Annotated in this window: 20 protein-coding genes and 1 other annotated feature; of the genes, 8 read left to right on the top strand and 12 right to left on the bottom strand. The window is 57.3% G+C overall.

The window, feature by feature from the left end; translation table 11 throughout:
• The first annotated feature begins 107 nt into the window (after positions 1-107).
• The 3 genes from copA (at position 108) to ybaK (ending at position 4,129) form a co-directional block, all read left to right on the top strand.
• A complete protein-coding gene (copA, locus tag HBM95_05540) occupies positions 108-2,606 on the top strand; it encodes a copper-exporting P-type ATPase CopA (protein ID NIH42402.1) in 2,499 nt (832 codons plus the stop codon).
• Positions 2,607-2,656: 50 nt separating this feature from the next.
• On the top strand, positions 2,657-3,451 hold the full coding sequence (locus HBM95_05535) for a conjugal transfer protein TraB (GenBank protein ID NIH42401.1): 795 nt from the start codon (positions 2,657-2,659) through the stop codon (positions 3,449-3,451).
• A 198-nt stretch (positions 3,452-3,649) separates the two neighbouring features.
• Positions 3,650-4,129, top strand: a complete 480-nt coding sequence (gene ybaK, locus HBM95_05530; GenBank protein NIH42400.1) for a Cys-tRNA(Pro)/Cys-tRNA(Cys) deacylase YbaK — start codon at positions 3,650-3,652, stop codon at positions 4,127-4,129.
• A 120-nt stretch (positions 4,130-4,249) separates the two neighbouring features.
• Here the strand turns inward: ybaK and HBM95_05525 are convergent, their stop codons facing one another.
• The gene (locus HBM95_05525; GenBank protein NIH42399.1) at positions 4,250-5,902 is read right to left on the bottom strand and encodes a bifunctional UDP-sugar hydrolase/5'-nucleotidase; all 1,653 of its coding nucleotides are present in this window, start codon (positions 5,900-5,902) and stop codon (positions 4,250-4,252) included.
• A 169-nt stretch (positions 5,903-6,071) separates the two neighbouring features.
• On the opposite strand from HBM95_05525, the gene HBM95_05520 reads away from it, so the two are divergent.
• Together HBM95_05520 and HBM95_05515 are read left to right on the top strand one after the other, a co-directional pair.
• Positions 6,072-7,280 carry an MFS transporter gene (locus tag HBM95_05520; GenBank protein NIH42398.1) on the top strand — a complete coding sequence of 403 codons (1,209 nt, stop codon included), beginning with the start codon at positions 6,072-6,074 and terminating at the stop codon, positions 7,278-7,280.
• Positions 7,281-7,512: 232 nt separating this feature from the next.
• Positions 7,513-9,189 (top strand): Kef family K(+) transporter, encoded by a 1,677-nt coding sequence (locus HBM95_05515; GenBank protein ID NIH42397.1) that lies wholly within the window; start codon positions 7,513-7,515, stop codon positions 9,187-9,189.
• A gap of 92 nt (positions 9,190-9,281) precedes the next feature.
• Here the strand turns inward: HBM95_05515 and HBM95_05510 are convergent, their stop codons facing one another.
• From HBM95_05510 to HBM95_05470, 9 genes are all read right to left on the bottom strand, one after another.
• Positions 9,282-10,586, bottom strand: a complete 1,305-nt coding sequence (locus HBM95_05510; GenBank protein NIH42396.1) for an inosine/guanosine kinase — start codon at positions 10,584-10,586, stop codon at positions 9,282-9,284.
• 62 nt (positions 10,587-10,648) lie between these two features.
• Positions 10,649-11,611, bottom strand: coding sequence for a ferrochelatase (gene hemH / locus HBM95_05505; GenBank protein ID NIH42395.1), 963 nt, complete (start codon positions 11,609-11,611; stop codon positions 10,649-10,651).
• A 124-nt stretch (positions 11,612-11,735) separates the two neighbouring features.
• On the bottom strand, positions 11,736-12,380 hold the full coding sequence (gene adk / locus HBM95_05500; GenBank protein NIH42394.1) for an adenylate kinase: 645 nt from the start codon (positions 12,378-12,380) through the stop codon (positions 11,736-11,738).
• A gap of 194 nt (positions 12,381-12,574) precedes the next feature.
• Complete coding sequence (gene htpG, locus HBM95_05495; GenBank protein NIH42393.1) at positions 12,575-14,449, bottom strand: molecular chaperone HtpG; 1,875 nt, start codon at positions 14,447-14,449, stop codon at positions 12,575-12,577.
• A 110-nt stretch (positions 14,450-14,559) separates the two neighbouring features.
• On the bottom strand, positions 14,560-15,165 hold the full coding sequence (gene recR, locus HBM95_05490) for a recombination protein RecR (protein ID NIH42392.1): 606 nt from the start codon (positions 15,163-15,165) through the stop codon (positions 14,560-14,562).
• Positions 15,165-15,497: a YbaB/EbfC family nucleoid-associated protein gene (locus tag HBM95_05485; protein NIH42391.1), complete on the bottom strand. Its 333-nt coding sequence runs from the start codon at positions 15,495-15,497 to the stop codon at positions 15,165-15,167. Before HBM95_05485 ends, recR begins: the two co-directional genes overlap by 1 nt.
• Before the next feature lie 53 nt (positions 15,498-15,550).
• The gene (gene dnaX, locus HBM95_05480) at positions 15,551-17,479 is read right to left on the bottom strand and encodes a DNA polymerase III subunit gamma/tau (GenBank protein NIH42390.1); all 1,929 of its coding nucleotides are present in this window, start codon (positions 17,477-17,479) and stop codon (positions 15,551-15,553) included.
• Positions 16,157-16,221: a sequence feature (DnaX frameshifting element), on the bottom strand. It overlaps the preceding gene by 65 nt.
• An 88-nt stretch (positions 17,480-17,567) precedes the next feature.
• Positions 17,568-18,119, bottom strand: a complete 552-nt coding sequence (gene apt, locus HBM95_05475; protein NIH42389.1) for an adenine phosphoribosyltransferase — start codon at positions 18,117-18,119, stop codon at positions 17,568-17,570.
• A gap of 151 nt (positions 18,120-18,270) precedes the next feature.
• Positions 18,271-18,648 carry a DUF454 family protein gene (locus HBM95_05470; protein ID NIH42388.1) on the bottom strand — a complete coding sequence of 126 codons (378 nt, stop codon included), beginning with the start codon at positions 18,646-18,648 and terminating at the stop codon, positions 18,271-18,273.
• Between the two features lie 50 nt (positions 18,649-18,698).
• Here HBM95_05470 and priC point away from each other — a divergent pair, with 50 nt between their 5' ends.
• Together priC and rsmS are read left to right on the top strand one after the other, a co-directional pair.
• Positions 18,699-19,226 carry a primosomal replication protein N'' gene (priC, locus tag HBM95_05465; GenBank protein NIH42387.1) on the top strand — a complete coding sequence of 176 codons (528 nt, stop codon included), beginning with the start codon at positions 18,699-18,701 and terminating at the stop codon, positions 19,224-19,226.
• 14 nt (positions 19,227-19,240) lie between these two features.
• The gene (gene rsmS, locus HBM95_05460; protein ID NIH42386.1) at positions 19,241-19,411 is read left to right on the top strand and encodes a pleiotropic regulatory protein RsmS; all 171 of its coding nucleotides are present in this window, start codon (positions 19,241-19,243) and stop codon (positions 19,409-19,411) included.
• Between the two features lie 51 nt (positions 19,412-19,462).
• On the opposite strand, the gene mscK is transcribed toward rsmS, so the two are convergent.
• Complete coding sequence (gene mscK / locus HBM95_05455) at positions 19,463-22,831, bottom strand: mechanosensitive channel MscK (protein NIH42385.1); 3,369 nt, start codon at positions 22,829-22,831, stop codon at positions 19,463-19,465.
• 112 nt (positions 22,832-22,943) lie between these two features.
• Positions 22,944-23,597 carry a multidrug efflux transporter transcriptional repressor AcrR gene (gene acrR / locus HBM95_05450; protein NIH42384.1) on the bottom strand — a complete coding sequence of 218 codons (654 nt, stop codon included), beginning with the start codon at positions 23,595-23,597 and terminating at the stop codon, positions 22,944-22,946.
• A 140-nt stretch (positions 23,598-23,737) separates the two neighbouring features.
• Between acrR and acrA the strand changes: the two genes are divergently transcribed.
• Positions 23,738-24,931 carry a multidrug efflux RND transporter periplasmic adaptor subunit AcrA gene (acrA, locus tag HBM95_05445; protein ID NIH42383.1) on the top strand — a complete coding sequence of 398 codons (1,194 nt, stop codon included), beginning with the start codon at positions 23,738-23,740 and terminating at the stop codon, positions 24,929-24,931.
• Positions 24,932-24,938 lie beyond the last annotated feature (7 nt).

The following is a 24,938-nucleotide window of genomic DNA, read 5'->3' as shown; positions in this document are numbered from 1 at the left end:
TTTCCCCCTTGACCTTCCCCTTGATGGAAGGTTTAACCTTCATAACAGTTAGCGAAAAGCGTTACTCCGGTCAACAACTGACCAATATATTATACGGGAGTTTTGTTATGTCTCACACTATCGACCTTACGCTGGACGGCCTCTCCTGCGGCCACTGCGTCAAACGCGTGAAAGAAAGCCTGGAACAGCGTCCTGATGTGGAAAGCGCTGAAGTGACTATCGATCATGCCGCCGTAACCGGCAGCGCCAGCGCCGACGCGCTGATTGATACCATTAAACAGGCCGGTTACGGGGCGGAGTTAAGCCACCCAAAGGCTAAACCGCTGGCAGAGTCATCATCCCCGTCGGAAGCACTGACAGCGGCCACTCCTGAGCTTCCGGCAACTGATGATATTGATGACAGCCAACAGCTGCTGATCAACGGCATGAGCTGCGCCAGCTGCGTCTCTCGGGTACAAAACGCCTTGCAGGCCGTACCGGGCGTCGCGCAGGCACGGGTCAACCTTGCGGAGCGTACTGCGCTGGTGATGGGCAGTGCCTCCGCCGCAGATTTAGTACAGGCCGTTGAGAAAGCGGGCTACGGGGCGGAGGCCATCGAAGACGATGCCGAGCGCCGCGAGCGCCAGCAGGAAACGGCTATCGCCACCATGAAGCGCTTCCGCTGGCAGGCGATCGTTGCCCTGCTGGTCGGTATTCCGGTGATGGTCTGGGGCATGATGGGTGACAACATGATGGTCACCGCTGAAAACCGCACGCTGTGGCTGGCGATAGGCCTGATTACTCTGGCGGTCATGGTCTTTGCAGGCGGGCATTTCTATACCAGCGCCTGGAAGAGCCTGAAAAACCGCACTGCGACGATGGATACGCTGGTCGCGCTCGGTACCGGCGCGGCGTGGCTCTATTCAATGAGCGTGAACGTCTGGCCCCAGTGGTTCCCGATGGAGGCGCGGCATCTCTATTATGAAGCGAGCGCGATGATTATCGGCCTGATTAACCTGGGCCATATGCTGGAAGCCCGTGCCCGTCAGCGCTCCTCGAAAGCGCTGGAACGCTTGCTCGATTTAACCCCGCCGACGGCCCGCGTGGTTACGGACGACGGGGAGAAAAGCGTCCCGCTGGCGGAAGTTCAGCCCGGCATGACGCTGCGCCTGACGACGGGCGATCGCGTTCCCGTTGACGGTAAGATAACCCAGGGCGAAGCCTGGCTGGATGAAGCGATGCTGACCGGCGAGCCTATCCCTCAGCAGAAATCAGACGGCGACGCCGTTCATGCTGGCACGGTGGTGCAGGACGGCAGCGTGCTGTTTACCGCCAGCGCCGTCGGCAGCCACACGACGCTGTCGCGTATTATCCGCATGGTGCGTCAGGCGCAGAGCAGCAAGCCGGAAATTGGCCAGCTTGCTGACAGAATCTCGGCCATTTTTGTGCCGGTGGTGGTCGGCATTGCCCTGCTGAGCGCGGCTATCTGGTATTTCTTCGGCCCGGCACCGCAGATTGTTTACACCCTGGTGATCGCCACCACAGTGCTGATCATCGCCTGTCCGTGCGCCCTTGGCCTGGCGACACCGATGTCGATTATCTCCGGCGTCGGACGCGCCGCCGAGTTTGGCGTGCTGGTCCGTGATGCAGATGCCCTGCAGCGGGCGAGCACGCTGGATACCATTGTCTTTGATAAAACCGGCACGCTAACCGAGGGCAAACCGCAGGTTGTGGCCGTGAGCACCGCTGGCATTGCGGAAGAGGACGCGCTGCGCCTTGCCGCCGCGCTGGAGCAGGGTTCCAGCCACCCGCTGGCCCGCGCCATTCTCGATAAGGCGAATGCTTCTGCCCTGCCGCAGGTCAGCAATTTCCGCACCCTGCGCGGGCTAGGCGTCAGCGGTGAAGCCGACGGCCACGCGCTGCTGCTGGGTAACCAGGCGCTGCTCAATAAAAACGGTGTTGATACGTCCGCGCTGGAAGATGCGCTGAAAGCACAGGCCTCTCAGGGCGCCACCCCGGTTCTGCTGGCGGTGGATGGCAACGCTGCCGCGCTGCTGGCCGTGCGCGATCCGCTTCGCCAGGACAGCGTGGATGCCTTACAGCGACTGCACCGCGCGGGCTACCGTCTGGTGATGCTGACCGGGGACAACCCGACCACCGCCAACGCCATCGCGAAAGAAGCCGGTATAGATGAGGTGATTGCGGGCGTGCTGCCGGATGGCAAAGCGGACGCCATCAAGAACCTGCAAAGTCAGGGTCGCCAGGTGGCGATGGTGGGCGACGGCATCAACGATGCCCCGGCGCTGGCCCAGGCGGACGTGGGGATTGCCATGGGCGGCGGGAGCGATGTCGCCATTGAAACCGCCGCCATTACGCTGATGCGCCACAGCCTGATGGGCGTTGCCGATGCGCTGGCCATTTCGAAAGCCACGCTGCGCAACATGAAGCAGAACCTACTGGGGGCATTTATTTATAACTCGCTCGGTATCCCGGTTGCCGCAGGCATTTTGTGGCCGCTGACCGGCACCCTGCTGAACCCGGTTGTTGCGGGTGCTGCGATGGCGCTCTCGTCCATCACCGTGGTGAGCAACGCCAACCGTCTGCTGCGGTTTAAACCGAAAGATTGAACCTTGTTCTCGTACGCGCTAGCATGACCCTTTCCGGTCATGGAGCGCGTATGAGTCTGTTTAATCGTATAAAAGCATCGTTTCGCGCCCTCTTCCCCCGCCGCTATGACTGGCCCGGTATGGATATTACGCTTCCGGGTGGGCAACACCTTCACCTGGTCGGCAGCATCCATATGGGCACGCAGGGGATGTCACCCCTGCCACCCGGTCTGATAAAACGCCTGAAGCGCGCCGACGCGCTGGTCGTCGAGGCGGACATTTCCGGCCACGAGTCGCCGTTTGCCGGGCTTGAAAGCGATCTCCCACTGGCGGAACGTCTGAATGAGGCCCAGCTTGCGGAACTGACGCGCGTCGCGGATGAAACTGGCGTGTCGCTCCCCATGATTGATACCCTGCCGCTGTGGCAAATTGCCATGGTACTGCAGGCCACGCAGGCGCAGCGTCTGGGCCTGCGCGGTGATTACGGCATTGATTATCAGCTACTGAACGTGGCGCGGGCGCGCCGTATGCCCATCATCGAGCTGGAAGGGACGGACAGCCAGATTGCGCTCCTGCGCCAGCTTCCTGATGACGGTCTGATGCTGCTGGATGATACCCTCACCCACTGGCACACCAACGCGCGCCTGCTGCAAACCATGATTGGCTGGTGGCTGGATGCACCGCCCGCGGACGGTAAGCTGGCGTTACCGTCGACGTTCAGCGAATCGCTGTATGATGTGCTGATGAATGCGCGCAACAAAGCCTGGCGAGAGACGCTGCATGCTTTACCTGCGGGGGAATACGTGGTGGCGGTCGGGGCGCTGCATTTATACGGCGAAGGGAATTTGCCGTCGCTGTTGAAATAAAAAAATGGCCAATATCTCTATTGGCCCGTCAAAGAGGAATTTCATCGTTTTTATTATACCGAAGTGACCTTCGGCTGAGCCGATTGTCGCTCAAAGTGACCATCACTGCCAACACTATTGCGCAAGATGGTGCTATTTTTTAGACAAACGTCAGGCGTATGCTGGCCGCATGAATTGTCTGTCGTAAGAAGGATAGCTATGACTCCCGCCGTTAAATTACTCGAAAAACACAACATTTCTTTCCGGATCCACACCTACGATCACGATCCGAACGAAACCAACTTTGGTGATGAAGTGGTGCGAAAGCTGGGGCTGAACGCTGACCAGGTCTATAAAACGCTGCTGGTCGCGGTGAATGGTGATATGAAGCACCTCGCCGTGGCGGTTACCCCGGTGGCGGGACAGCTGGATCTGAAGAAAGTCGCCAAAGCGCTGGGGGCGAAGAAGGTGGATATGGCCGACCCGATAGTTGCGCAACGCACCACGGGCTATCTGGTGGGTGGGATCAGCCCGCTCGGACAGAAAAAACGCCTGCCGACGCTGATTGATGCGCCTTCCCAGGAGTTTGAAACCATCTTTATATCCGGCGGCAAACGCGGGCTGGATATCGAGCTGGCGGCGGGCGATCTGGCGAAAATGCTGGACGCGAAGTTTGCGGATATTGCGCGCCGGGATTGAGAAAATTGCCCGGTGGCGCAGCGAGGTAAAAGCAAAACGGTAACAGGCGTTACCGTTTTTTGTGTTCGCGCCCTCTCCCGGTGGGAGAGGGTTGGGGTGAGGGCATCAGGCCGCACAACACTACTGCCAGCTCACCTCGCCCTTCGGCTCATACGCGTTCACGTCAATCGGCGAATTCTGCTCGATGTACTGCTTCAGCACTTCCGCATCGATAAAGCCGGTATTTACGTAGCCCGGTTTATTATCAATGTGCGGATAGCCGTCGCCGCCGGTGGCGTTAAAGCTTAACGTCGCCAGACGGTAGGTTTTCGCCGGATCGACCGGCTCGCCTTTGATTTTCAGATCGTTGAGCTTGCCGTCCTTCGCCACAAAGCTGACGTTGGCAAACTGCGGATAGGCACCCGAGTCCGGCTTCATCTGCGCCACGGCGGTCAGGTAGTCAACGACCTCTTTCCCGCTCATATCCGCATACACCACCACGTTGCCGAACGGCTGCACTTTCAGGACGTCTTTGTAGGTGATGTTTCCACCTTCGATGGAGTCACGAATGCCGCCGCCGCTCATTACGCCAAAGTCGGCATTCGTGCGCGCCATTTGCGCCGCCAGCACCAGATGGCCCATGTTAGTCTGCACGAAGCGGACTTTGCTGCGGTCCCCTTCCAGACGACCGTTCAGCGTGCCGATTTTCACGTCCAGCTGCGCCTTGCCTTTATTCTGGAACGGCGTCAGCAGGGAGAGCATCTGCTGGTTTTCAGCAATCTCTGGCGTGTAAAGTACCCGCTCGCTTTTCCCGTCCGGGTAGGTTACTTTTTTCTTCAGATTGACCGGAATGAGCTGATAGCGCACCAGCTTCATCTCGCCGTTACGGAACTCAAAATCCGCCCGACCCACGTATTTACCCCACTCGTGCGCCTGCACTATCCAGATACCGTTCTGACGGTCTGGCGCGCATGGCGTGCCCGGCACGTAGTCCACCTGCTTTTTGTTTTCGGAAGCCATACACACCGGATCCTGTGAGTGACCACCCACAATCATCGCCAGCGAGCCTGCCGGCAGGCTGCGCGCCATCTCCACGTCGCCGGGCGCATTGGAGCCGTGCTCGCCGTTATCGTAGTGTCCCATGTGGGTAGTGGCGATAATCACGTCCGGCTTTTCGTTCTGCTGCAGCTCCTGAATCACCAGCTTCGCTTCGTCTGCCGGTTTGCGGAATTCGATATCGGTGAAGAACTCAGGGTTGCCGATTTTTGCCGTATCGTCGGTGGTTAAGCCAATGACCGCGATTTTGAGATCCTGACGCTTAAACAGCGCCCACGGCTTAAACAGACGTTCGCCGGTGCTTTTCTGATAAATATTGGCGGAGAGGAACGGGAATTTGGACCATTTCTCCTGCTGACGCAGCACGCTCAGCGGGTTATCAAACTCGTGGTTACCCACGGCCATCGCGTCGTAACCGATTAAATTCATGCCGCGGAAATCGGGTTCAGCGTCCTGTAAATCGGATTCCGGCACGCCGGTGTTGATATCGCCCCCCGACAGCAGCAGCACGCTGCCGCCCTGGGCCGCCACCTCTTTGCGAATGCCGTCCACCAGAGTTTTTTGCGCCGACAGGCCGTATTCGCCGTATTCGCTGCGCCAGAAATGGCCGTGATGATCGTTAGTATGCAGGATGGTGATTTTATAGGTTTTATCTTTTTCATACGCCTGCGCGGGCAGGCTTGTCAGCCCCCATGCGGCGATGAGCGCCAGCGCGACGCCTCGCTTCATTAACTTCATCTTCTCTCTCCCTGACCAATAGACAAAGGCAAAAATTACAGTGACTAACAAGAATAGACAAATAAGTTTTCAGAATTGCGACTTTCTTCAAATGTCACAGGCGGGTATGTTAGTCGGATAATAATTACACCCTGCATCTCTAATAACTAAAGACGTGGTACTTCTCTCTATGGCAATCAGTGAATCAACCCAACCCGTTCCGGGCGCGCCGGCGTCGCGCACCTCTTTTAAAGTCTTAGGCGCAATCAGCCTCTCGCACCTGCTCAACGACATGATCCAGTCGTTGATTCTGGCAATCTACCCGCTACTGCAGTCCGAGTTTTCGTTAACCTTCGTACAGATCGGGATGATCACCCTGACCTTCCAGCTCGCCTCTTCGCTGCTACAGCCGGTGGTGGGCTACTGGACGGATAAATACCCGATGCCGTGGTCGCTGCCGATAGGCATGTGCTTTACCTTAAGCGGGCTGGTGCTGCTGGCCATGGCGGGGAGTTTTGAAACGGTGCTGATTGCCGCGGCGCTGGTGGGCACCGGCTCGTCCGTCTTCCATCCGGAATCCTCCCGCGTGGCGCGTATGGCTTCCGGTGGTCGTCACGGGCTGGCGCAGTCACTCTTCCAGGTAGGGGGCAACTTCGGTAGCTCCCTCGGCCCGCTGCTGGCGGCGGTGATTATCGCCCCGTACGGCAAAGGCAACGTGGCCTGGTTTGTGCTGGCCGCGCTGCTGGCTATTATCGTGCTGGCGCAGATCAGCCGCTGGTATGCCGCTCAGCATCGCGTGAATAAAGGGAAACCTAAAGCGAAGGTTATCAATCCCCTGCCGCGCAATAAGGTTATCCTGGCCGTCTCTGTGCTGCTGGTGCTAATTTTCTCGAAATATTTCTATATGGCGAGCATCAGCAGTTATTACACCTTTTATCTGATGCAAAAATTCGGATTATCGGTACAGAATGCGCAGTTCCACCTGTTTGCCTTCCTGTTCGCCGTTGCGGCAGGTACGGTCATTGGCGGGCCGGTGGGGGATAAGATTGGCCGTAAATATGTCATTTGGGGCTCTATCCTCGGCGTGGCACCGTTTACCCTTATTTTGCCGTACGCGAGCCTTGAATGGACGGGGATTTTAACCGTGATTATTGGTTTTATCCTCGCTTCCGCTTTTTCCGCCATTCTGGTCTATGCCCAGGAGCTGCTGCCTGGCCGGATCGGTATGGTTTCCGGACTCTTTTTCGGTTTCGCCTTCGGCATGGGAGGGCTTGGCGCAGCGGTGTTAGGGATGGTTGCGGATCACACCAGCATCTTCCTGGTTTATAAAATCTGCGCTTTCCTGCCGCTTCTTGGGATGTTAACCATATTCCTGCCTGATAACCGTCATAAAGCCTAAATAAAGGGTAGCTAAAGTTTTGCTTTGGCTACCTTCCCCCCTTACGCCATAAGGGTTTCCTCTTTATCCCCTCACTGAATTTATCAATATGCGCTTTTTTACGTGCATATTGCCGTTTTATTCAAACTTCAACAATTATTCATAAACATAAGGGTAAAAATTGTCATAAACTATTACCTGGCTTTTTGGTATTTACGCCAAAAATGGAACCCCCACCACGAAAGGAGACGGAATGCACCACGCCACACCGCTTATTACCACCATTGTTGGTGGACTTGTGCTCGCTTTTATCCTTGGCATGATTGCCAATAAGCTGCGTATTTCTCCTCTTGTCGGCTATTTGTTAGCGGGTGTACTGGCGGGACCTTTCACGCCAGGCTTCGTGGCGGATACCAAACTGGCGCCTGAGCTGGCGGAACTGGGCGTGATCCTGCTGATGTTTGGCGTCGGTCTGCACTTCTCCCTGAAGGATTTGATGGCGGTAAAGTCGATTGCCATACCAGGAGCGCTCGCCCAGATAGGGGTGGCGACGCTGCTGGGGATGGCGCTTTCCGCAGTGCTTGGCTGGTCGCTGATGACCGGCATCGTATTTGGGCTGTGCCTCTCAACCGCCAGTACCGTGGTGCTGCTGCGCGCGCTTGAAGAGAGGCAACTGATAGACAGCCAGCGCGGGCAGATCGCGATCGGCTGGCTGATTGTGGAAGATCTGGTGATGGTGCTGACGCTGGTCCTGCTGCCCGCCGTCGCCGGAATGATGGAAAAAGAGAACATCGGCTTCGCCTCGCTGGCGCTGGACATGAGCATCACCATCGGCAAGGTGGTGGCGTTTATCGCCATCATGATGCTGGTGGGCCGGCGTCTGGTGCCGTGGATCATGTCCCGCAGCGCGGCGACCGGCTCCCGCGAGCTGTTTACCCTCTCCGTGCTGGCGCTGGCGCTGGGCATTGCCTTTGGCGCTGTCGAGTTGTTTGATGTCTCCTTCGCGCTGGGCGCTTTCTTCGCCGGGATGGTGCTGAACGAGTCCGAGCTGAGCCACCGCGCGGCGCACGATACCCTGCCGCTGCGCGACGCCTTCGCCGTGTTGTTCTTTGTCTCCGTCGGCATGCTGTTTGATCCGATGGTTCTGATTCACCAGCCGCTGGCCGTGCTGGGCACGCTGGCGATCATCATCTTTGGTAAGTCGCTCGCCGCCTTCTTCCTGGTGCGGATGTTCGGCCACTCCCCGCGGACGGCTTTGACCATCGCCGCCAGCCTGGCGCAGATTGGTGAGTTCGCCTTTATCCTCGCCGGTCTGGGTATGGCCCTCAACCTGCTGCCGCAGGCCGGGCAAAATCTGGTGCTGGCGGGAGCGATTCTGTCGATTATGCTGAACCCGGTACTGTTTGCCCTGCTGGAAAAATACCTCGATAAAACCGAAACGCTGGAAGAACAAACGCTTGAAGAGGCCATCGAGGAAGAGAAGCAGATCCCGGTAGATATCTGTAACCATGCCCTGCTGGTGGGCTTTGGCCGCGTCGGCAGCCTGCTCGGTGAGAAGCTGATGGCGCAAGGGATCCCGCTGGTGGTGATAGAAACGTCGCGCACCCGCGTCGACGAACTGCGCGAGCGCGGTATTCGCGCGGTGCTGGGCAATGCGGCGAACGAAGAGATCATGGAGCTGGCGCATCTGGACTGTGCCCGCTGGCTATTGCTGACGATTCCGAACGGCTATGAAGCGGGCGAGATTGTGGCCTCCGCGCGCGAAAAGTGCCCAACAATTGAGATTATCGCCCGTGCACACTATGACGACGAGGTGGAGTACATTACCGAGCGCGGTGCAAATCAGGTGGTGATGGGCGAGCGCGAAATTGCGAATACGATGCTGACGCTGCTGGCGAAACCGCCAGCTGAAGAGGCTGTTACGGGGTAATTTGGTGCGGCCTGATGCCCTCACCCTAACCCTCTCCCACAGGGAGAGGGAACAAACACTAAAAACGGCAACCACAGGTTGCCGTTTTGCTTTTACCTGTCCCAATAAGCCTCTTCAAGGCTGTCTTCCCGTTCCGGCAGCCCACGCGTTAAGCGCGGTGAATGCTGGTTCAGCACCTGATAGCTCACGCGGTTGGCATATTTACACACCTGCGCCAGCGACGAATAGGTCAGCCAGCTGAACTTGTGCTTGCTGGAGTTCGGCACGTTGGTTTTGTGGTAGGCGTTAGCGGTAATGTCGTGCAGCAGCGCGGCCAGCGCGCCGTCACCCGCACCGTTGGTGTTCATGATCTTCTCCGGCCCGCCCATGTACGGCGCGATGTGGGAGTAGATACGCAGAGGGTTCACGCAATCTTTATGGCGCATGCCGCGGCTGAACTCGTACTGGTTGAACTCGGCAATCGCGCCCGGCAGCAGCGGGTGCTGGGTTTTGCGTTTGCTCTCTTCCTCAGTGAAGCCCGCCATATACAGCCCGACAGGGCCGGCGGTGCAGAGCACCAGGTCCACCCAGTCCAGCGCTTTATCAGACGCCAATAGCGGATCGCTTTCACCGGTCAGCGCTTCGGCCTCTTCTTCGTTCATCGCCAGAATCGAGACGTGCTCTTTCAGGAACGCCTGCCACCACTCCGGGTTATCGGCAATCACGAATTTCGTGCCCAGGGTTAACACCACCGGCACATCGTACTTTTTGGCGTACTCAATCGCCTTCATGGTCGCTTCCGGCATCGGCTCGCCCGGCTTACAGCGCACCAAGTAGGAGGTCAGAACCAGCGCAGAGGCGCCCGCGATCACCTCTTCGGGAATGCTTTCCGCGCGCAGCTTGTTCATATGACCCGGGCTGATGGCAAAGGTACGTTCGCCGGACTCACCGATCAGCGTAAAACAGCGGCCAATCGGCCCGTCAACGCCCTGGAGATAGTTCAGATCGGTACGGCTGGAGGTGTTGCACAGGTAACGGTAGGCGTAGCCCCCGATTTCGATATTGCTGCACATCACGCCGAGCAGCACCGAGCGGTCGTCTGCCAGCACGGAGTAGTTGTGCATGGTGTTGCCGATGGTGCCACCGGCAAACTGATGGGTAATCAGGTTTTCGCGCACCAGCTCCTGGTACAGCGCTTCGGCAACGTCGTCCTCAATGACCAGCGAGTGACCGGCGCTCAGACCGTAACGGGCGACAAACGCATCATCGACTTTCGCTTCAATGTCCACCAGCGTCTGATCGATACCGACGACCCACGCCGCGCTGGTTTCATTTTCTGGCTGGATTTGCTGCAGGAGCGGATCGCGGGCATCAACGGGGAAGTAATGTTTAGATTTGCGTTTACCGGGAAATTTCATGGTCTGAACTGTACGAAGAATATGGGCCGGGAATGGTAGCACAAACCCGGCCCGGAGTGCGATCAGCGGCTGTTCGTCACCAGCGAGACCATCATGTCGATATGTTCAGGCGAGTCGTTAAGCGCCGGAATGTACTCATACTTTTCGCCCCCGGCCTCAAGGAAAAACTCCCGGTTTTGCACCGCGATCTCCTCCAGCGTTTCCAGACAGTCTGCCGAAAAGCCCGGTGACATCACCTGGATGTGCTTCACGCCCTTCTCGCCGAGCATTTTAAGGGTTTCATCGGTGTACGGCGTCAGCCACGGCTCACGGCCAAAGCGCGACTGGAAGGTCATCATCACCTTCTCCGGCGGCAGGCCGAGGGCGGAGACCAGCTCGCGCGTGGTATCGCGGCAGCGCTGCGGGTAATCATCCCCTTCATTAGCGAAACGCTGAGGGATCCCGTGGTAGGAAAGCAGCAGCAGATCCGGCTCGCCGTGTTTTTCAAACGACGCACGGGCGCTGTTGGCAAGTGCTTTAATATAAAGCTCGTTATCAGCGTAATCGCGAATAAAGGTCACGCCAGGAATGCGGCGGCGGGTTGCCAGAATGCGGGCCAGCTCGTCCCAGACGGCGGCCACCGTCGAGCAGGAGTACTGCGGGTAAAGCGCCAGCACGACGATATGGTCCACCCCCTGCGCCAGCAGCGAGTCCACCGCGCTTTTCAGGGACGGTTTGCCGTAGCTCATACCGAGCGCGACGGGCATCTCCGGCAGGCGGGCGGCCAGCGCTTTTTCCTGACGACGGCTGTACACCATCAGCGGCGAGCCCTCTTCCATCCAGACGGACTGATAGAGTTTGGCAACGCGCGGAGAGCGAATCGGCAGAATGACGCCACGCAGCAGCGGCCACCACAGCAGTCTCGGAAAATCCACGACGCGCGTGTCGCTTAAAAATTGTCGCAGATAGCGTTTTACCGCGTCTGGAGTGGGTGCTTCTGGAGTGCCCAGATTGGCAAGCAGGATGCCGGTTTTCGCCTGACTCATTCACGCCTCTTAACCATTTGATAGGTTGTCAATTGTAGCGGAAATGCGTTTAAACGAAACCCATTGCTGTAATAGGTGAGATGAGAATATTTCTCACCCGGGAGCCCGGGTGAGAGGCGCGCAATTAGCCGAGGATTTTTTCCAGCTCTGCACGAACGTCAGCCACGGCTTTGGTGCCGTCAACTTTCGCGTATTTGGTGTTACCCGCCTGCGCTTCTTTAGTGTAGTAGCCGATCAGCGGCGCGGTCATCTGATGGTATTCCACCAGGCGTTTACGCACGGTCTCTTCCTGATCGTCTTTACGGGTGGTCAGCTCTTCGCCGGTCACGTCGTCTTTGCCTTCAACCTTAGGCGGGTTGAATTTGATGTGGTAAACGCGGCCAGAAGCAGCGTGCACGCGGCGGCCAACGATGCGGTCAACGATCAGCTCGTCCGGTACGTCAAACTCCAGAACGTAGTCCACGTTGATGCCCGCTTCTTTCATGGCGTCAGCCTGAGGAATGGTGCGTGGGAAGCCGTCCAGTAGGAAACCGTTACGGCAGTCTTCCTGAGCAATGCGCTCTTTGACCAGAGCAATAACCAGCTCGTCGGTTACCAGCTTGCCCGCGTCCATGATGTCTTTCGCTTGTTTACCCAGCTCGGAGCCAGATTTAACAGCGGCGCGCAGCATGTCACCGGTGGAGATTTGCGGAATACCGTATTTCTCCATGATGAACTGAGCCTGAGTTCCTTTACCCGCGCCCGGAGCGCCAAGCAGAATAATACGCATTGCGAAAATCCCCTCAAAAGTCGTTTCAATTTTTCAAAAGCGCTAAACAATACCACCAGAATGGGCATCGCTCAAGGAAGGCGGGAAGGCTGAAACGGTTAATGGGGGGAGATTATTTGGAGTTGTGCGGTCTGGTGCCCTCACCCCGGCCCTCTCCCACGGGGAGAGGGAGAAGACCAGGGGGGCGTGGTCAATTACGCCAGCAGCAGCGCATTCACACGTTTAATGAACAGGTTAGGATCCTCTAGCGTGCCGCGCTCGGCCAGCAGGGACTGATCCAGCAGCAGTTCAACCCACTCGGCAAAGCGGGCGTCGTCCTGGGTATCCGCGGCGCGTTTCACCAGCGGATGATCCGGATTAAGCTCAAAGATATATTTCACTTCCGGCACCGCCTGGCCCGCCGCGGCGAACAGCTTCGCCATCTGGGTGCTCATTTCGTCGGCATCGGTGGTGACAATCGCCGGGGTGTCGGTCAGACGATGCGTGAAGCGCACCTCTTTCACGCGGTCACCCAGCAGGGTTTTCACGCGTTCAACGAACGGCTCCAGCGCCTTCTCGGCTTCTTTCGCGCTTTCGTCCACTTCATCAGCCAGCTTGTCGATGGATTCGTCCGCTTTAGCGACAGACTGGAACGCCTTCCCGTCGAACTCGGTCAGGTAGTTCATCATCCACTCGTCGATGCGGTCAGAAAGCAGCAGCACTTCGATGCCTTTCTTACGCAGCAGCTCCAGGTGCGGGCTGCTCTTCGCCGCCGCGTAGCTGTCGGCGGTGATGTAGTAAATCTTCTCCTGCCCTTCTTTCATACGGGAGATGTACTCTTCCAGCGACACGGTCTGCGCGGAGGAGTCGGTGTGCGTAGAGGCAAAGCGCAGCAGTTTGGCGATGGTTTCAACGTTCGCCATGTCTTCAGCCGGGCCTTCTTTCAGCACCAGGCCGAACTGTTTCCAGAAGGTCTGGTATTTTTCGGCATCGTCTTTCGCCAGTTTTTCCAGCATCTGCAGCGCACGTTTGGTCAGGGCGTTGCGCAGGTTACGGGTGACGGTGCTGTCCTGCAGAATTTCACGCGAAACGTTCAGCGGCAGATCGTTGGAATCTATCAGACCGCGTACAAAGCGCAGGTAGTTCGGCATGAACTGCTCGGCGTCGTCCATAATGAACACGCGCTGCACGTACAGCTTCAGGCCGTGCTTGTGATCGCGGTTCCACATGTCCCACGGCGCCTGCGCCGGGATGTACAGCAGGCTGGTGTACTCCTGCTTACCTTCCACACGGTTGTGGCTCCAGGTCAGCGGGTCGGTAAAGTCGTGGGCGATGTGCTTGTAGAACTCGTTGTATTCGTCGTCTTTAATTTCCGACTTGTTGCGCGTCCACAGCGCCTGAGCCTTGTTGATCTTCTCCCAGGAGACCACGGTTTCACCGTCTTTCTCTTCCTGTTTTTCAATCTCCACCGGCAGGGCGATGTGATCGGAATACTTGCTGATGATGGAGCGCACGCGCCAGTCGTTCAGGAAATCGTCTTCGCCTTCGCGCAGGTGCAGGGTGATTTCAGTCCCGCGATCCGCTTTGGTGATGTCATCAACGGTGTACTCGCCTTCCCCTTTGGATTCCCACAGCACGCCGTTCTCGGCGCTGTCGCCCGCCGCACGGGTGCGCACGGTAACTTTGTCGGCCACAATGAACGCCGAGTAGAAACCGACGCCGAACTGGCCGATCAGCTGGCTGTCTTTCGCCTGGTCAGAGCCCATGGACTCGAGGAACGCTTTGGTGCCGGATTTGGCGATGGTTCCGAGGTGGTCGATCACCTCGTCGCGGTTCATCCCGATGCCGTTATCGGCGATGGTCAGGGTGCGGTTCTCTTTGTTGAAAGAGACGCGCACGCGCAGCTCGCCGTCGCCTTCGTACAGATCCGGGTTGGACAGCGCGCGGAAGCGCAGCTTGTCCGCCGCATCGGAGGCGTTGGAAATCAGCTCACGCAGGAAAATTTCTTTGTTGGAATACAGGGAATGGATCATCAGGTGCAGAAGCTGTTTTACTTCTGACTGGAAACCACGGGTTTCTTGTCCTTTCATCTAAGTCGACCTCAACAATGCCATTTAATGGGGTTTTAAAACGTTGAGGGAGAGATGGGGATAAGGGGAGAAATTTTCAAGCGGAGGCCGCGCGCGCAGCCTCCGTTTGGTCAGAAAATAATCTTGTGGCGTCCGGCCAGCGAGTGCGACAGCGTGGTGCCATCGACCATCTCCAGCTCGCCGCCCACCGGCACGCCGTGGGCGATGCGGCTGGCATCAACGCCGTACTGCGCGCACAGCTCGGCGATGTAGTTGGCGGTTGCCTCCCCTTCCACCGTTGGGTTGGTGGCGAGGATCACCTCTTTGATCGTTTCGGACTCAAGACGCTGTTCAAGGCGGTCAAGACCGATATCATCCGGGCCAATGCCGTCGAGCGGGGAGAGATGCCCCATCAGCACGAAGTAGCGACCCGAAAACTGCCCGGTTTGTTCGATGGCGTAGATGTCCGCCGGACTCTCCACCACGCAAATCTGACCGTTTTCCTGACGACGCGGGTTCGTACAGATGTTACACACGTCCTGCTCGGTAAAGGTGCGGCAATCCGCACAGTGACCAATTTCTGACATGGCGCGGGTCAAAGCCTGCGCCAGGCGCATCCCGCCGCTGCGGTCGCGCTGCAATAGCGTAAACGCCATGCGCTGCGCCGACTTCGGGCCAACGCCCGGCAGGCAGCGCAGCGCTTCCATTAACTGCGTGAGCAGCGGACTGGTTTGCATCAGAATGGCATCTTGAAGCCAGGCGGCAGCTGCATACCGCTGGAAACAGAGGCCATTTTCTCTTTCTGGGTTTCGTCGATACGGCGAGCGGCATCGTTAAACGCGGCTGCAACCAGATCTTCCAGCATCTCTTTGTCGTCTTCGAGGAGGCTCGGGTCGATTTCCACGCGACGGCAGTTGTGCGCACCGTTGATGGTCACCTTGACCAGACCGGCACCGGATTCACCCGTGACTTCCAGCTGAGCGATCTCTTCCTGCATCTTCTGCATTTTTTCCTGCATCTGCTGAGCCTGCTTCATCAGGCCACCCAGACCGCCTTTTCCACCAAACATAGGCTTCTCTCTTTTTCACGTTTAAGGATTACAACCGTAAGTCAGACTCACGATCAAATGGGGCGAATACTCTCTTCATCCAGATCGGCGTCGAAGAACCGGCGCAGGGTCTGAATGTTGTTATCCGCAATTATCGCCTCGCGCGCCTGCGCGAGCTTCTCTTCATAAATGGCCTGGCGCCACTCGAGCGGCGTTTTCACTGCCGGATTATCATCTTCAATGATAGTCAATTCAACCGGTGAGCCCTGTAAAGCAGCAAGCGCCTCGGCCAGCGCCTTTTGCGCGCCAGGGGAATTGAGGTGCCGCTGGCCCGGACGCAGGTGCAGACGCACCTGATTGCCGTCCTGCTCTTTCCAGGCGTTCAGCGCGACCTGCTCCACCAGCTTCGGCAGCTGGAGTTTGCTGACCTCGGCGGCCCAGGCGTCCCGCGCGATAGACTCTTCGGCAAGCTTCGCGGAAAGCTCCGGCGTTTTCTCATGCTCCAGCGCCTTTTTCAGCGCTTTTGGCGTGGCGACCTCTTCCTTCACCGTTTCAGTAATGGTGGTTGCCTTCCAGCGGTAAGCCTCTTCTTTCACCGGGGCTTTCTGCTCGAGCGCGGACGGTGCCGGACGCGACTGTACGCGCTCCGTTACCGAGGCCAGTCGTTCAAGCGCGGCGTTGTTGACCGGCCGCGCTCTTCCTGGCGCTGCCGGTTCACTCTTTTTTGGTTTGGTTACTCCCTGCGCACGCTGCAGCTGGCTGCGTGCGGCAAGCACCGAACTGGTGGCATCCGACAGCGGCACGTTTTGCTGCGGCGGCGGTGTCGGCTGCGGTGGCACCTGCTGCGGCGACATCACCGCCGTAGGGGCGACCGGGGCGAAAGACTGCCGCGGCACTTCAGGCTCCGGCAACGGCATACGCGGGTGGAACGCCAGCGCGCGCAGCAGCGTCATTTCAACGCCCATACGTGGATCAGGCGCTAACGGCAGCTCTTTGCGGCCAATCAGCAGCGTCTGGTAATACAACTGTACGTCGGCAGGCGGCACGGTGCGGGCAAGTTCACGCATCCGCTGTTCAATGGCGGCCATGTCCGCACCGATGGCGGACGGTGAAAGCTGCAGCATCGCCACGCGGTGCAGCAGGCTGAGCATCTCGACCAGCAGCGCTTCCCATTCAATCCCCCGCCCCGCGGCGGCGTCGACCAGCGACATCACGCGCTCACCGTTGGCGGCAATCATCGCTTCGATAAGCGACAGCGCCTGATCGTCATCCAGCGTGCCGAGCATGGTGCTGACCGCCTCGGTGGAGAGCTTACCGTCACCGCTGGCAATCGCCTGATCGGTCAGGCTCAGCGCATCACGGAGGCTGCCGTCCGCCGCGCGGGCCAGCAGCTGCAGGGCGCGCGGTTCGTGGACAATATTCTCTTCATCGAGAATGTGCTCAAGCTGCGCGCGGATCTGCTCAACGTCCAGCGCCTTCAGATGGAACTGCAGGCAGCGCGACAGGATCGTGACCGGCAGCTTTTGCGGATCGGTGGTCGCCAGCAGGAATTTAACGTGCGCGGGCGGCTCTTCCAGCGTTTTCAGCAGGGCGTTAAAACTGTGGCGCGACAGCATGTGCACTTCATCGATCAGGTAGACCTTGAAGCGGCCACGCGCCGGGGCGTACTGCACGTTGTCGAGCAGATCGCGGGTATCTTCCACTTTGGTGCGCGAGGCGGCGTCAATCTCAATCAGATCGACAAAACGCCCCTGCTCGATCTCCCGGCAGTTATCGCACACGCCGCAAGGGGTGGCGGTGATCCCGGTTTCGCAGTTGAGACCTTTCGCCAGCAAACGGGCAATAGAGGTCTTACCGACGCCGCGGGTGCCGGAAAAAAGATAGGCGTGATGGATGCGACCTAGCGACAAGCCGTTCGCCAGGGCCGTCAGCACATGTTCCTGACCGACAACGTCAGCAAAGGTTTGTGGTCGCCATTTACGGGCTAACACCTGATAACTCATGGGCAGGCTCTGCAACGCTGGAAGGTGAATTTATGGAGGGGAATGCTACCACAACCTCACCCATTGAGCGAGGTTGTGAAAACCGGGATTAGTGACCCGGGAAAGGCACCAGGCTGTAGCTGGTAATGCCCTGTTTTTCCAGGCGCTGTTCACCGCCGAGATCGAACAGGTTGATGATGAATGCCGCGTCGGTCACTTCTCCACCCAGACGGCGGATCAACTTCACGGTGGCTTCAATGGTGCCGCCGGTTGCCAGCAGATCGTCCACCACCAGCACTTTGTCGCCTGGCTTGATGGCATCAACGTGGATTTCCAGCTGATCGGTGCCGTACTCCAGCTCGTAGCTCTCCGCGATGGTTTCACGCGGCAGCTTGCGCGGCTTACGCACCGGCACAAAACCCACGCCCATCGCCAGCGCAACCGGTGCGCCAAACAGGAAGCCACGGGCTTCGGTACCTACTACTTTGGTGATCCCGGCGTTTTTATAACGCTCGACCAGCAGTTCAATGCTGAGCGCGTACGCTTTCGGGTCTTCCAGCAAGCTGGTGACATCACGGAAAAGAATGCCAGGCTTTGGATAGTCCTGGATGCTTTTGATGCTGTTTTTCAGATATTCAAGCTGCTGTGCAGTTGCGGTCATCGGTTTGTGCCTAAATGAAACAGTGTTACTCACGGCGCGCAACGAGTCGGCAAAGGTAACAATTGTTTAACCTTTAACCAGGCGCGCCTGTGCTCGAAAACGGTCGAATTTACTGGCTGTACGCAATAATTGCAACAGCCATTATGAGGCTTCAGTGCTTTTGTTGCTTTTCATCAACCACGGGGATCCGCCACATGAAGATCAGCAGGCAGGTCAGAATGAACAGCAGCAGGATCCGCACCCACATCATTTTCACCAGCCAGAGTGAGATTGCGAAGGTAATGAGGATCACCGCGATCGCGCGAGGCTTGGCGCCGGGCGGCATGGCCCGGTGTTTTTGCCAGTGGCGCAGGTAACCGCCAAACCACGAGCGGTAGAGCAACCAGTGGTGAAAACGCGGCGACGACCGGGCGAAGCACCAGGCCGCCAGCAGGATGAACGGCGTGGTAGGCAGCAAGGGCAAAACCACGCCCAGCGTGCCCAGCACTACCGCGAGCCAGCCAATGATGATTAAAATAGTACGCTGCATAATGCGAATCGTTATCAAACTGAACGGCTACTTTACCACTGGAGAGCGCCTTGAAAACAGCCTTGCTTCTTGAGACGCTGCAAAATCAGCTAACAACACTGCGGACTCAGGCCACGCCGCTGATGGGCCACGCCACGGTGAAGCCGCGCTTTGACCGTCAGCTGTTCCGCACCCGCAGTACCTTAATTCAGGATTATCTTGCGGAGGCGCAGACCAACCTTGACGAGCTTCGTCACGCGGTTGAGAGTGAACAGCTGGAGCAGGCTCAGTGGCTCGCAGAGCATCTCACTGAGCAGATCACTGCTATGCATCGTGAAATCGCCGCCTGGCCGCTGCGCGCCTGGGACAGCGCCTCGCCTGGGCTCGGAAAATGGCAGCGCAAGCGGCTGGAGAACCAGGAGTTCGAGCGTCGCCTGTTTGAGATGAAACGCGAGCGCGAAACGCGCCTGAACAACAGCGAAACGCTGGAAGAGCAGCAGCTATTGATGCGCGAGATTAGCGCACTGGAAGGACGCATCGTTCGCTGCCGTCAGGCGCTGGATGAAATTGAGCGCGTGATTGAACGCCTGACCCGTTAACAGGAGCCACATCTATGTCACTGGAAAATGCACCCGATGAGGTCAAGCTGGCCGTCGATTTAATTATGCTGCTGGAGAATCATGAGATCCCGGCGGAGACAGTGCTGAAGGCACTGGAGATTGTGCGACGGGATTTTGAAGGAAAGGTGAAGGCCGGTTGCCCTCACCCTAACCCTCTCCCTTGAGGGAGAGGGGAGCGTTAGGTGCGGTTTGAAAGATCTGCATTGATTCGCTTTTTACCCTCTCCCCTCCGGGGAGAGGGCTGGGTGAGGGTCATCTCCCTTAATCTCGCGCTTCACTTCCGTGTGCTCATCGCCTTTCTCATTATGCAGGTGAACCTCAAGCTGGTTGAAGGCGATGTTAATGTTGTTTTCACGGCACAGGCGGTCGATCGCGCGGTTCAATTCGTCCACGGTGTAGCTGCGATCGCGCAGTTCACGCACGTATAAACGCAGTTCGTGATCCAGCGTACTTGGCCCGAAGGTGGTGAAGAACACGTCTGGCGCTGGATCGTGCATGACCTTTGGATGCGATTTAGCGGCTTTTAGCAATACCTCTTTCACTTTATCCAGATCGGAACCGTAGGCCACGCCGAGGCGAATCACCACGCGCGTGGTGGTATCCGAGAGCGACCAGTTGATCAGACGCTCGGTCACGAACGCTTTGTTCGGGATAATCACCTCTTTACGATCGAAGTCGGTGATGGTGGTGGCACGAATACGGATCTTGCTGACCGTACCGGAGAAGGTACCGATGGTAACGGTATCGCCAATTCGTACAGGACGTTCGAACAGGATGATCAGGCCAGAGACGAAGTTACCGAAGATCTCCTGCAGGCCGAAACCAAGACCGACCGAGAGAGCGGCCGCCAGCCACTGCAGTTTATCCCACGAGACGCCCAGCGAGCCGAATACCGTCATCGCGCCGACAATAATGATGACGTAATTCAGGATGGTGGTGATGGCGTATGACGCCCCCTGGCGCAGGTTCAGCCGTGACAGAACCAGCACTTCCAGCAGACCCGGCAGGTTGCGAATTAGCGCCCAGGCCACCACCGAAGACACCAGCGCAAACAGCAGGCTGCCCATGGTGACGCTTTTCATCACCGCCGCGCCAGCTTCGGTACCGTTGTATTGCCAGAGGGTAATACTGTCGAGATAGGCGAAGACGGTAATTAAATCAGACCAGATCGCCCAGAACATCACGGCAAACAGGGCGATCATCACCAGCATGGTGATACGCAGCGTCTGCTGGTTAACCTGCTCCAGCGCGATGGTCGGCTCTTCCTGCGGCTCCGCGCCTTCGGCCCCCTCTTTCACCTGATGCTGACGACGCGCTATCGCACGGCGGTAAGCAATGCGGCGGGCCGCAACGCTTAAGCCGCGCAGCACGGTCTGATAGAGCAGGTTCCAGACGATCACCAGATAGACCGTCTCGATCCAGCGCCCGGACAGACGCAGCGTGGTGTAGAAGTAGCCCGTTGCCGTAAGCACCATCAGCGCCAGCGGAATGATCGCCAGCACCGTCACGGTGGCCAGACGAAGATTATGGGACTCTTTATCGCGCCAGCTGTCGCGGCACATCGGCCACATCAGGATGGCAATCAGCAGCAGGTTCAGCAGAATGACCAGCTGACCCAGCACATCATCCATCAGATGCAGCGGGGAAAGCTCAGAAATAACCGACCAGAAGTGCAGCGGCAGGAGCGCCAGGCTGACGCGCACAATTTGACGGCGCCAGTGGCTGGTTAGCTGAGCAGGCATGTTGAAGTGACGCACCGCCACGCCGTCTTTTTCCAGCACCTTCCAGCACACGCCAAATACCAGCCAGAACAGCGCCAGTTTTTTACTGAACGCCCAGAGCAGATCGCTGACGTTAAGTTGCATCGTGAGCAGAATCAGCCCCACGGCCAGAATGATCAGGCACACCGGCAGCGCGCGAATGAGATCGATCAGAATCGCTTTTGGCGTATGGAGCTGGCTGTCGTTGCGCAGTTGCCCCACTTCCGACGCCAGCTTCGCCTGGTACTGTTTCAGCCATTTCAAACGCCAGCGAATAAGACCGGCGATCAGCAGCAGCGGTAAACCGGCCAGGAAAGCAATCATTACCGCAGGCCAGGCTTTTTCCCAGTTCACGGTGATTTTCATGCTTTTAATCTGCGTTTTCAGCGTTTCCGGGAAGGACTTAATCCAGTCCCAGTCCATCGGCTTGTTGCTGTTCACCCAGAAAATCTGCTGCGTCAAAATCTCCTGCAGGCTTTTTGACACGCTGACCAGCTGCTGCTGGTTGATCTGCAGGTTAATCGCCATCATTAGCTGGTTGCCCAGCTGTTTGTTGAGCTGGTCCAGCAGTTCGCGGCGCATATCCACCACCTGGAGCAGCGCGTCATGCACCTCAGGGTTCACGTCGCTGGAATGGCCCTCTTCAATTTTGGCGACGAAGGTATCGCTCTGGAAAAGGGCATCGCGCTGCTGGTTGACGTCAAACTGTTCCAGACGTAAATCCGCAATGCGGTTGGTCATGTCCTCCAGCTCGTCGGCGGACGGCAGCGTCTGCTGCTGCTGGTAGAGAATACGCGACAGCAGGAGACTGCCCTTCAGGACCGCAATCTGCTCTTTAATATTGCGTTCCGCCTGCAGCGCGCGATCCAGCCAGTTTTTCACCTTGATATTTTGCTGAACCAGCGAGTTGCCGTTTTCTGTCGCCAGTATCAGGCGCTGGCTGAGCTGATGGTTAGCCTCAAGCTCCTGTTTCACCAGCGGGTTGGCCTGAATGCGGGCAGTTTCGTCCGGCGATACGGCCTCCTGGGCGGTTTTTTCCGTCAGGGTCAGACGTTTGCTGTTTACCGCTTCCTGCAACAGCTGAAGCTGGTGTTCAAGGCGATTAATATTCGCCGTCACGTAATCACGCTGTTTCTGAAGCGTGTCCTGCAGCACCGTGTTCCCTTCCAGGCTTTTACGCTGCTGTTCGATTTGCGCATTGAGCAACGACTGCTGAACCAGCAGCAGAGTTTGCTGCGTCGGGCGCAGCGTGCCTTCGCCCACCGTCGTGCCGTTCAGTCGGTTGCGGATCTGCTGCAGTTGCTGAGACGCGGTGTACATCGCATTTTGCACGCGCTCGGGCTGGGTTTGCAGGGAGACAAGCTGGCTGTTGTAGGTCGCGAGGTCGGACTGTGCGGTTTGCAGGTCGTCAAGTAGCTGGGCGACGCGCGATTCCAGCTGACGTAAGGAGAGCGTGGAGAGCGTCTTGCGCGTTTCGTCGTCGTTATCGACGTCACTCAGCGCGCTCAGCGCTTCAGTGGCCTTACGCATGTTCTCCGGCGCCTGCGCCACCTTCTGACGAAGTTGGGTGGTTTCTGCTTTAACGCGCTCAATCTTATCAATATTTTCCAGCGTTTCCGTTAGATCCTGCTGGGTGAGTTTCTCCTGAGGAGAGAGCTCTTTTTGTTTATTCAGAGTGTCGAGCTGCGACTGAATTTCACTGCGCGAGGGAATATCAGTGCTGTTATCTGCGCGAGCCCAGGTCAGCGGCGCAGTGGAGAAGAAAAACAGCATAGCAAAGAGCAATGCAAATACAGGATGTTGCGAGCGATTGATGGGCAGCATAGTTGTGAATGATGTCAGCAGATGACCGAAAATAGTCCGGCGTGAAGAATATCACGCTCGCCGGAAGCAGAATAGCGCGAACATTACCCTCTAAGATAAATCCTGGAATGACTCAGGCAGATAACGAAGGCGCGTCGCCGCGCAGCGTGGGGCAGAGCTGTAGCATTTCCAGTAAAATCGCCACGTAGCTGCGGGCTTCCTCTTTGAGGTCAAAGGACTGCGGCGCAAACAGCCAGTTTTCCATGAGCCCTGAAATGTAGCTGCGCATCAGGACAGCCGCCCGGCGGGTCAGCAGACTGGCTGGTAACAGTTTTGCCTGCATACACAGATTCAGGTTCTGTTCAATCCGGTCATAGCTCTCCAGGCTGAGGCTGCGCTGCGCCTGTTGCACCACCGCCATTTCGCCCACGAACTCGCATTTATGAAAAATAATTTCCATCATTAATCTGCGACGCTCTTCAACTACCGTTGCTTCAAGGATATATACTAATATTTCTCTCAATACTGAGAGTGGATCGTCAGGGAATTTTGCCCGATACTCACTCTCGAGATCGCTAATGCTGGACTCTGAAAGCTCCCAGATTTCACTGAACAGATCTGACTTGTCTTTAAAATGCCAGTAAATCGCTCCCCGCGTCACACCAGCGGCCTGAGCAATTTGCGCCAGCGAGGTTGAAGAAACACCCTGCTGAGAGAACAAACGTATCGCCACATCCAGAATGTGTTGTCGGGTTTCCAGCGCTTGTTGTTTAGTTTTTCGTGCCATAGGTGAGTGAATTTACAGGAGTTAGATTTACATACATTTGTGAATGTATGTACCATAGCATGACGATAATATAAACGCAGCAATGGGTTTTAGACTCAGGACCCTTGATCAATTTGAAATCGGACACTCGAGGTTTACATATGAACAAAAACAGAGGGTTAACGCCTCTGGCGGTCGTTCTGATGCTCTCAGGCAGCTTAGCGCTTACAGGATGTGACGACAAACCGGCTCAACAAGGAGCTCAGCAGGCGCCAGAAGTCGGCGTTGTGACACTCAAATCTGAACCTCTGCAGATCACCACCGAATTACCAGGCCGTACTAGCGCTTACCGCATTGCGGAAGTTCGTCCTCAGGTTAGCGGCATTATCCTGAAGCGTAACTTTACCGAAGGCGGCGATGTGCAGGCCGGTGAGTCTCTGTATCAGATTGATCCCGCGACCTATCAGGCTTCTTATGAAAGCGCGAAAGGTGACCTGGCTAAAGCACAAGCGGCGGCAAAAATTGCCCAGCTGACGCTGAACCGCTACCAGAAACTGCTCGGCACGAAGTACATCAGCCAACAGGATTACGATACCGCCCTGGCAGATGCCCAGCAGGCTAATGCAGCCGTGGTAGCAGCCAAAGCGGCAGTCGAAACTGCCCGCATCAACCTGGCCTATACCAAAGTGACCTCCCCTATCAGCGGACGTATTGGTAAATCTTCCGTGACGGAAGGGGCACTGGTACAGAACGGTCAGACCACTGCGCTGGCTACCGTGCAGCAGCTCGATCCGATCTACGTTGACGTGACGCAGTCCAGCAATGATTTCCTGCGCCTGAAACAGGAGCTGGCTAACGGCACCCTGAAACAGGAAAACGGCAAAGCCAAAGTGGAGCTGGTTACCAACGACGGTATCAAGTTCCCGCAGGAAGGTACTCTGGAATTCTCCGACGTGACGGTCGACCAGACCACCGGTTCCATCACCTTACGTGCGATTTTCCCGAACCCTGACAAAAATCTGCTGCCAGGTATGTTCGTTCGCGCGCGTCTGGAAGAAGGAACGAATCCAACCGCACTTCTGGTTCCACAGCAGGGTGTGACCCGTACGCCACGCGGCGATGCGAGCGCACTGGTTGTCGGGGCAGATAACAAAGTCGAAACGCGCAATATCACCGCTACCCAGGCGATTGGCGATAAATGGCTGGTGACGGAAGGTCTGAAAGATGGCGATCGCGTGATTGTTACTGGTTTGCAAAAAGTACGTCCTGGCGCGCAGGTAAAAGCACAGGAAGTGACATCTGACGATAAACAACAAGCTTCGGCCGCTGGCCAGTCAGAACAAACCAAGTCTTAACTTAAAC

Source organism: Enterobacter asburiae, from assembly GCA_011754535.1.
Taxonomy (GTDB): domain Bacteria; phylum Pseudomonadota; class Gammaproteobacteria; order Enterobacterales; family Enterobacteriaceae; genus Enterobacter; species Enterobacter cloacae_N.
Note: the sequence above shows the minus strand (reverse complement) of the source record. Positions and strands in the feature narration are given on the sequence as shown.

Bases quoted from the DNA above. Each gene is read 5' to 3' on its own strand.
- copA (NIH42402.1), top strand. From the start codon at position 108: ATGTCTCACACTATCGACCTTACGCTGGACGGCCTCTCCTGCGGCCAC.
- HBM95_05535 (NIH42401.1), top strand. From the start codon at position 2,657: ATGAGTCTGTTTAATCGTATAAAAGCATCGTTTCGCGCCCTCTTCCCC.
- ybaK (NIH42400.1), top strand. From the start codon at position 3,650: ATGACTCCCGCCGTTAAATTACTCGAAAAACACAACATTTCTTTCCGG.
- HBM95_05525 (NIH42399.1), bottom strand. From the start codon at position 5,902: ATGAAGTTAATGAAGCGAGGCGTCGCGCTGGCGCTCATCGCCGCATGG.
- HBM95_05520 (NIH42398.1), top strand. From the start codon at position 6,072: ATGGCAATCAGTGAATCAACCCAACCCGTTCCGGGCGCGCCGGCGTCG.
- HBM95_05515 (NIH42397.1), top strand. From the start codon at position 7,513: ATGCACCACGCCACACCGCTTATTACCACCATTGTTGGTGGACTTGTG.
- HBM95_05510 (NIH42396.1), bottom strand. From the start codon at position 10,586: ATGAAATTTCCCGGTAAACGCAAATCTAAACATTACTTCCCCGTTGAT.
- hemH (NIH42395.1), bottom strand. From the start codon at position 11,611: ATGAGTCAGGCGAAAACCGGCATCCTGCTTGCCAATCTGGGCACTCCA.
- adk (NIH42394.1), bottom strand. From the start codon at position 12,380: ATGCGTATTATTCTGCTTGGCGCTCCGGGCGCGGGTAAAGGAACTCAG.
- htpG (NIH42393.1), bottom strand. From the start codon at position 14,449: ATGAAAGGACAAGAAACCCGTGGTTTCCAGTCAGAAGTAAAACAGCTT.
- recR (NIH42392.1), bottom strand. From the start codon at position 15,165: ATGCAAACCAGTCCGCTGCTCACGCAGTTAATGGAAGCGCTGCGCTGC.
- HBM95_05485 (NIH42391.1), bottom strand. From the start codon at position 15,497: ATGTTTGGTGGAAAAGGCGGTCTGGGTGGCCTGATGAAGCAGGCTCAG.
- dnaX (NIH42390.1), bottom strand. From the start codon at position 17,479: ATGAGTTATCAGGTGTTAGCCCGTAAATGGCGACCACAAACCTTTGCT.
- apt (NIH42389.1), bottom strand. From the start codon at position 18,119: ATGACCGCAACTGCACAGCAGCTTGAATATCTGAAAAACAGCATCAAA.
- HBM95_05470 (NIH42388.1), bottom strand. From the start codon at position 18,648: ATGCAGCGTACTATTTTAATCATCATTGGCTGGCTCGCGGTAGTGCTG.
- rsmS (NIH42386.1), top strand. From the start codon at position 19,241: ATGTCACTGGAAAATGCACCCGATGAGGTCAAGCTGGCCGTCGATTTA.
- mscK (NIH42385.1), bottom strand. From the start codon at position 22,831: ATGCTGCCCATCAATCGCTCGCAACATCCTGTATTTGCATTGCTCTTT.
- acrR (NIH42384.1), bottom strand. From the start codon at position 23,597: ATGGCACGAAAAACTAAACAACAAGCGCTGGAAACCCGACAACACATT.
- acrA (NIH42383.1), top strand. From the start codon at position 23,738: ATGAACAAAAACAGAGGGTTAACGCCTCTGGCGGTCGTTCTGATGCTC.